This window comes from Gordonia jinghuaiqii (assembly GCF_014041935.1).
Taxonomy (GTDB): domain Bacteria; phylum Actinomycetota; class Actinomycetes; order Mycobacteriales; family Mycobacteriaceae; genus Gordonia; species Gordonia jinghuaiqii.
The window spans coordinates 3,928,877-3,936,582 of sequence record NZ_CP059491.1; the positions used below are offsets into that span (position 1 = coordinate 3,928,877).

The following is a 7,706-nucleotide window of genomic DNA, read 5'->3' on the forward strand; positions in this document are numbered from 1 at the left end:
AATGGAGCCCGTGCCCACGCTGTCCGCCGGAGAGAACCGTCCACTGCCGTCGTCGGCGGTGACCGTCTCGGTGCGATCGGCCTCACCGGTCAACACCTCGGCAATCCTGCTCACCGACGCCGGGCGGGTACGCTCCGACGCCGATCTGATCTTCTACAACCAGCCCGACGGCCCGGGCGTCGGCTACCGGTCGGCCGGCGCAACCGACGTCGTCACCATCGACACCCGCTCCTTGCCTCGGGACATCACGACGGTCGTCGTCGCCGCGAGCCTCGACGGGACGGGCCCGGCCAGCTTCGCCACCGCAGGCGCACTCACCGCGACCGTCACCGGCGGCGGCGAGGAACTCACCTTCACCCCGACAGGACTGACCAGCGAGGCGGCCGTCGTCTGTCTGGAGATCTACCGCCGTGGCGACACCTGGAAGGTGCGGGCCGTCGGCCAGGGCTACGACGCGGGACTCGCCGGGCTGGCTGCCGCGTTCGGTATCGACGTCGACGACGATCCGGCCCCGACACCGCCGCCCGGACAGCCGCCGCGGGTCACCGACCCGCAGCCGTGGCCCCCGACCCCGCAGTCGGGCGCGCCTGTGCCGCAGAGCAATACACCTCCTCCGGCTCCGCCACCACCACCTGCAGCGCCACCCCGACCACCTGCCACCGCCCAACCTTCGGGAGCACCCATGCACAGCGATCTGTTCGCCCCGTCCCACGCCGAGGTCAGCGGCCAGGGCATCCAGAAGCAGGGCAGCAAGATGTGCCGCATCGGCTTGTCCGGGGAGGTCATGGCGCGCAGCGGCTCGATGGTCGCCTACCAGGGCGATCTGAAGTTCGAAGCCCTCGGTTCGGGCGGTCTCGGCCGAATGATGCGGCAGGCCGTGACCGGGGAGGGTGTCCCGCTGATGAAGGTGACCGGCCGGGGCGACCTGTTCCTCGCCAACGCCGCGTCCGACGTTCACCTCATCGACCTCGACGGTTCCGACGGCCTGACCATCAACGGCGCCAACGTGCTCGCCTTCGACTCGTCACTCTCCTACAACATCGAACGTGTGCACGGCGCCGGCGCGATGAGCAACGCCGGAATGTTCAACTGTGTGTTCACCGGCCGGGGACGCATCGCGATCACCACCGACGGCACACCGGTGGTCCTCAACGTCGACGCCGCGACCTACGCCGATCCGCAGGCCGCGGTCGCCTGGTCGTCGAGCCTGCGCACCTCGGTGAAGTCCAACGACTCGTTCAACATCGGCACGCTCATGGGCCGCAGCACCGGTGAGCGGTTCACCCTCGCCTTCTCCGGGCAGGGGTTCGTCGTCGTGCAGCCCTCCGAGTTGCCGCCGGGCGGCTTCGTCCGCGGCACCGGCGGAGGAGGCGCCGCGGGCTCCGGCGCCGGCGGCATGCTGGGCGGCATCCTCGGTCGTTGACCGGCATTCGGTAGCGAAAATGCGCGCTATACGCCAACTTTCGCTACGAAATCCGGGGGTGACGGTAGGGTCGCGCTCATGCCGGAAGCCTCTGCCACCGTCGTCGTCAAGCACCCCGTCACCACGGTGTGGGAGTACTGCCTGATCCCCGACCACGTCGCGGCGCTGACCCCCGGCGTCGTCGCCATCGAGCCGGTGTCCGCAGGACCCGTCGTCGTTGGCACCACATGGAAAGGTCAGATGAAGGCCCTCGGTCGCGCCGTGGACTGGGTCGGCGAGTTCACCCGCGTCGACACCGGTGAGGTCACCGAGTTCCGGTCCACCGAGTCCCCGTTCGGCTTCAGCATCTCGGCGACGTTCGCTGAGCTCCGCGACGGTGTCAGCCTCACCTACCGCGTCCACAACGACGGCGTGGGCGGTGCGCTGGGCAAGATCGCCGACGCGCTGGCCATCCGTGCCTTCCAGCGATCGCTGTCGGCGAGCGCCAAGAAGTTGCCCCGCCTGGTCGACGAGTGGGCCGCCCGACGCTGACGGCGCGCCTGTCCGCGCCCCGGCGACGGCACCCCGGGGCACGAGGCGGTGTCGTCTGGTCGAACGATCTTCACGTCGCGCCCCGCTTCGATCAAGGCGCCTCCGACGCATACTGACAATCCCCCAGACGCACGGAATCTGCCGAGAAGGTCATAAGTTCTGCCGCGCAACACAATGCCGGGGCGCCTGATCCCCGTGCGACTCGAGACGCCGCCGCGACGCCCGCACCCCGACATAACGTTGTCCGATGGCACTTGCCGAATGCGATCCGCGGCGCCACGACGACCGTCTACCGTGAAGTCAGGCGACTGTGTCGGCCGAGAAGTATGACCACTCATCGGGGTCACACCGCGGCATGTGTTGCTTCGTAAAGAAGGTCTTCCGAAGATGACCATGACCACTCCCCGGTCACTCCGCATCCGGGCACTCGCGATCGCGGCAGGCGTCGGGCTCGCGATCTACGTCGGCGGGTATGCCCCTGCGCCCGCCGAGCCGGGCGACCCCGGAAGCGGTAGCAGCGAGAGTGCGGACACCGCCGACGACGCGGCGCCTTTCGACGCGCCGGCGGACAGCGATACGAGCGAGCCCGACGCCGGGACGAGTGATCCCGGTCAGTCGGAAGACGACACCAGCGACTCCACCGAAGACGACACGGGCAGCGACACCGGGGCCGACGTCGTCCCGGACTCCCGTTCCGACGGCATCGGCGTCACCCCGGCCGATCCCGGCACCCCCTCCGATCCTCCCGCCGCCCCGTCACCAGCCGACGCCGACGACGCCGAACCGGCCCCCGCGCCGGGCGCGGACCAGCCGGCGGACGACCCGCCCACCGGCGCCGACAGCGGGCCCCCGAGGCCGACGGCGGTGCCCGCGACCGGCGCCGAGGACGCCTCGCTGTCCGGTCACGACGATCCACTCACGTCGCCGCCCCCGAGAAGGGGGGCAGCCGGCCAGGTACCGAGTGGTGCCGCGGCGTTGCACTTCCTGGCAACCGGCCTGGCGTCGGACCCTCCTCCGACGGCAGACGTCATCACTGCATCGGACACCGGCGTCGCGCAGCGTCCGCACCCCGGTCGAGCCGGCGCGTTCGGGCTCCTGGCCTTCCTGGGCATCAACATCCTCGGCGGCGGTAACTCCACCTCGGTGAGCCCGGCGCCATGGACGCTCCTGTGGTGGGTCCGCCGATTCGGCACCACCTGCCCGGCGGCAAGTGCCGAAGCGACCCTGAACCCGTTCACGAGCAGCGAGCTGACCGACGACATCACCTCGGTCGACGACGAGTGCGGGCCCGGCCAGAGGTCGGACGCGGGCACCAGGCGAACCGACGCCGTCGTCGACACGGCCGGCGCGTACCCGGATGCATCCGGGGCGCAGCACGAGGGCTCTCCCGGCACGACGATGACCGCGCAGGTCGTCACGCGCAGCAGTCCGGCGGTCACCGATCCAGCGATCATCGATTCACCGGTCACCTCGACGCCCGGCGTGCTGCACGGTTCGGTGACGTTCAGCGATCCGGATGGCCACGCCCTCACGACGACCCTCAGCGGTATGACACCCGCCGCTGACCGGACCTACCTCACCACCCGCGGCGGCATCGTCACCTTCGACCCCGCGACAGGCCACTACGCATACATCCCGGCTCTGCGGGCGCGGATCGCCGCGACCAGGGACGGCGCGCCGGAAGACCATCGGTTCGACACCTTCGTCATCACCGCCGACGACGGCCGGGGCACCACCACCCCGGTCGCCGTCGGGCTGCCGGTCACGAGCCCACACTCGGCCGGGCAGGTGACGATTCCCGGAACACAGGTCGACGACGCCGTCGTCGGCCCGGACGGTTTCGCGTACGTGACCACATCCGCCGGCGATCGCACCTGCGTCGCCGTCCTCCGGCCGGATGGCTCGACACTGACCACCATCCCGATCTCCGGGACACCGGGCGAGCACGGCGTGGTCTTCGGACCCGACGGACGCGGGTATCAGGTGACCGGGTCGTCGGACACCACCGGCAGCATCACCCCGTCGACGACCCGGATCACCTACATCGATGCGTTCGGTGCCGTGGCGACCACCGACCCGATCCCCGGCGCCCCCATCGGCGATCTACGGCTCGACGCCGACGGCGTCGGATACCTGGTGACCACGCACCCCGCGGTGGCCGAAGGCGCGTCGTGCACGTATGTGACCGCACTCCACCGAGACGGGACGGTCACCACCTCGGAGAGCGTCGCCGGTCCCGACACCCGCCTCGTCGTGTCGACGTCCGGCAGCGTCTACCTGTCATCCTCCGGCGACGGCGGGACCCGTCTGTACGGCGTGGCCCGCAACGGTGAACTCACGCCACTGGCCAACGTGTTCGACGCCGACGGTGGCGCCTTGTGGACCCACCGCGACGACTCGCTGTACTTCGTCCGCTCGCACGGCGATCCGGCCGCACCGCGCGCCACCGTCGTCACCCGGCGGCCCGACGGTTCGACGACCACCCACGACGGTCTCCCCGGCCGGGTGTCGTCCCTGGTGGTCGACGCCGACCCCGTCTACGTCATCTCGCAGTCGACCGGTTCCTCACACGTGTCGGCCCTCGCCTCCGACGGCCGACTCTCGACCGTGGAGTTCAGCGGCATGCTCCCCGCCGCCGCCGTCCGCGGACCGGGCGGCGACCTCTACATCGCCGTCTCGGACCCCGTCACCGACGAGTCCGCGGTCGTCGCGGTCTCGTCGGACGGAGCCCACCGGATCGTGACGTCGGTGATCGGGCAGGCCGGCGTTCACGCGAGCGGCACCGGCGACGTCGTCGTCACGACGACGACCATGAGCGCCGACGGCCAGGACAGCACGAGAGTCATGTTCCTCCGCGCCGACGGCACGATCGCGGCCGGCGCAGGCATCGCCGGATCGCCGATCTCGGTGCACTTCGACCGAACCGGCACCGCGTACATCCCCGTTCTCTCGGCCGATCTCGTGAGTGACGATCCACTGACCTCCCTCGCAGTGGTGCGCCGGGACGCCGAGACCGTGGTGTCCGCCGCGGCCGTCGGCGAACCGGCGGCCGCTCCGGCGAGGGCCGACGACGGCACGACGTACATCCCGCTGACCCGGTTCGTCCCCGGAACGCCCCGGCCGAGCACCGCGCTGGTCGCCTTCCGTCGCGATGGCTCGACCACCGTGGCCGGCGAATTCCCGGGACATTCGCCGCGGGGTCCCGTCATCGCGTCGGACAGCGTCGTCCTGCTCGTCACGCACGACGCCGGGACCTCGACGATCCGTGCGGTCCGGCCGGCGTGGCCCGACGCGTCGTCGGCTGATCACGACGACGAGGATGCCGTCATGACCTTCGACGTGACCCCGGCCATCTCCGACATCGACCCGGAATCAGGCGTCGTATCCGGTTCGGTGAGCGACATGGCCACCGACGACGGTGCACTCGGCTACCTGACCGCCGACTCGCAGGTGATACTCGACCACGATTCCGGCGCTTTCGAGTTCACGCCCACGCACCCTCAACGGCAGGCCGCGGCGATCCAGGACGGTCCGGCTGCGCATGCGTTCGCGGTGCTGGTCTCCGACACCGACTCCCAGGCGTCGACGGTCGTGTCCGTGACGGTCCCCGTCGCCCCCGCAACCCTGCCCGAGACACTCGAATAGACCCTCCTCCACCACATATCGTCTCTCGGGTTGCCGACGCAAACGGCCCCACCTCCGAAAGGAGGTGGGGCCGTTCGTCGAACCATCGATCTATCGCTCGAGACCGCGTAAGACGCGGCTCGGAGCTAGGAGATCCGAGGCGCGAAAGTCACCAGCTGGACTTCTGCACACCCGGGAGCTCACCCGCGTGCGCCATCTCGCGCAGGCAGATTCGGCACAGGCCGAACTTGCGGAACACCGAGTGCGGGCGACCGCACCGGTTGCACCGGGTGTAGCCACGCACGGCGAACTTGGGCTTCTTGTTGGCCTTGTTGACCAGAGCCTTCTTTGCCATCAGTTGTCCTTAACGTTGTTGTCCTTGAACGGGAAGCCCAGGGCACGCAGCAGCGCGCGGCCTTCCTCGTCCGTGGTGGCCGACGTCACGACGGTGATGTCCATACCGCGGGGCCGGTCGATGTTGTCGATGTTGATCTCGTGGAACATCGACTGCTCGTTCAGGCCGAACGTGTAGTTGCCGTTGCCGTCGAACTGACGGTCCGACAGTCCGCGGAAGTCGCGGATACGCGGCAGGGCGATGGACACGAGGCGGTCCAGGAACTCCCACATGCGGTCACCACGGAGGGTGACGCGCGCACCGATCGGCATTCCCTCGCGCAGCTTGAACTGGGCGATGGACTTACGTGCGCGGCGGATCTCCGGCTTCTGGCCGGTGATCTTGGCCAGGTCCTCGACGGCACCGTTGATCAGCTTCGCGTCACGGGCGGCGTCGCCGACACCCATGTTCACGACGACCTTCACGACGCCCGGGATCAGCATCACGTTGGCGTAGTCGAACTCTTTGTTCAGCGTGTCCTTGATTTCCTCGCGGTAGCGAGTCTTCAGACGCGGCTGGACCTTGCTCTCGGTGGAGCCGTTCTCGATTTCGGTAGAAGTCATGTCAGATGTCCTTCCCGCTCTTGCGCGAGATCCGGACCTTCTTGCCCGATTCTTCGTCGACGCGGTAACCGACGCGGGTCGGGTTGCCGTCAGAGTCCACGACCATCACGTTCGAGACGTGGATCGAGGCTTCCTGGGTCACGATGCCGCCGGAGGAGGCACCGCGCTCGTTGGCCGACGCGGCGGTGTGCTTCTTGATTCGGTTGACGCCCTCGACGAGAACTCGCTGCGTCTTCGGGAAGGCCTGGATGACCTTGCCCTTGGCGCCCTTGTCCTTGCCCGAGATGACGATCACGGTGTCACCCTTGTGAACCTTCATGTCAGATCACCTCCGGTGCCAGCGACACGATCTTCATGAACTTCTTCTCACGCAGCTCGCGGCCGACCGGGCCGAAGATGCGGGTACCGCGGGGGTCGCTCTCACCCTTGAGGATGACGGCGGCGTTCTCGTCGAAGCGGATGTAGCTTCCGTCCGCACGACGGCGCTCCTTGGTGGTGCGCACGATGACGGCCTTGACGACCTCACCCTTTTTGATGTTGCCGCCGGGGATGGCGTCCTTGACAGTGGCGACGATGACGTCACCGATGCCGGCGTAGCGTCGCGCAGAACCGCCCAGCACGCGGATGCACAAGATTTCCTTGGCTCCGGTGTTGTCGGCGACCCGCACGCGCGATTCCTGCTGAATCACTCGTAGTCTCCTTGACCTGGCTTCTTATGTACGGCGGATTTCCGACCCGACGCACACGGTCTGTTACCCATCGAACACACGCCTGCCTGGGGTTTTGACCAGGCTGTGACACCTGGACGGACCGCCCCAGTGGGTTCGTGAGCCGATTTGCGACACAGCAGTGCCGCAGGCAACCCCACAAGTGTAGGGGAACGCCCAGGTCCCGGCCAAATCCGTCCTCCGGACCGGCCCGACGCGTGCGTCGTCGCGGCCGGCGAGCAAATTTCTCCGACCTCGACCCATCCGCGGTGATCTCCCACACGAAGCACCCGTGGGACAATTCCGATCAGTGACACCCGCCCGGCACGCATCAGATGCGGACAGGGAAGGGATGTCACCGGGGGGCGTGTCAGTGGCGGGGGCGAGCAGCTCTCATCGAGAGCCGAACACCACGACGCCGTCGGAGTCCAGAGTTCAGTTCGACATGCGCGACCTGACCGCAG

The 7,706-nt window shown here is 68.6% G+C and carries 7 protein-coding genes; 3 read left to right on the forward strand and 4 right to left on the reverse strand.

Annotation, left to right across the window (positions count from 1 at the left end):
* The first annotated feature begins 1 nt into the window (after position 1).
* The 3 genes from H1R19_RS17650 to H1R19_RS17660 all read left to right on the forward strand — a co-directional run bounded on the left by H1R19_RS17650 (position 2) and on the right by H1R19_RS17660 (position 5,599).
* Positions 2–1,423 carry an AIM24 family protein gene (locus H1R19_RS17650; RefSeq protein WP_219849697.1) on the forward strand — a complete coding sequence of 474 codons (1,422 nt, stop codon included), beginning with the start codon at positions 2–4 and terminating at the stop codon, positions 1,421–1,423.
* A 78-nt stretch (positions 1,424–1,501) separates the two neighbouring features.
* Entirely contained in the window at positions 1,502–1,954 is a 453-nt protein-coding gene (locus tag H1R19_RS17655) for an SRPBCC family protein (RefSeq protein ID WP_188328701.1), read from the forward strand.
* Between the two features lie 387 nt (positions 1,955–2,341).
* Complete coding sequence (locus H1R19_RS17660; protein WP_219849698.1) at positions 2,342–5,599, forward strand: hypothetical protein; 3,258 nt, start codon at positions 2,342–2,344, stop codon at positions 5,597–5,599.
* Between the two features lie 148 nt (positions 5,600–5,747).
* Here the strand turns inward: H1R19_RS17660 and H1R19_RS17665 are convergent, their stop codons facing one another.
* From H1R19_RS17665 to rplN, 4 genes are read right to left on the reverse strand one after another with little or no spacing between them, the layout of a single operon-like run.
* A complete protein-coding gene (locus H1R19_RS17665; protein WP_023955966.1) occupies positions 5,748–5,933 on the reverse strand; it encodes a type Z 30S ribosomal protein S14 in 186 nt (61 codons plus the stop codon).
* On the reverse strand, positions 5,933–6,535 hold the full coding sequence (gene rplE, locus H1R19_RS17670) for a 50S ribosomal protein L5 (RefSeq protein WP_188328703.1): 603 nt from the start codon (positions 6,533–6,535) through the stop codon (positions 5,933–5,935). Before rplE ends, H1R19_RS17665 begins: the two co-directional genes overlap by 1 nt.
* Before the next feature lies 1 nt (position 6,536).
* The gene (gene rplX / locus H1R19_RS17675; protein WP_004019492.1) at positions 6,537–6,854 is read right to left on the reverse strand and encodes a 50S ribosomal protein L24; all 318 of its coding nucleotides are present in this window, start codon (positions 6,852–6,854) and stop codon (positions 6,537–6,539) included.
* A 1-nt stretch (position 6,855) separates the two neighbouring features.
* Positions 6,856–7,224, reverse strand: a complete 369-nt coding sequence (gene rplN, locus H1R19_RS17680; RefSeq protein ID WP_188328704.1) for a 50S ribosomal protein L14 — start codon at positions 7,222–7,224, stop codon at positions 6,856–6,858.
* Between the last annotated feature and the right edge of the window lie 482 nt (positions 7,225–7,706).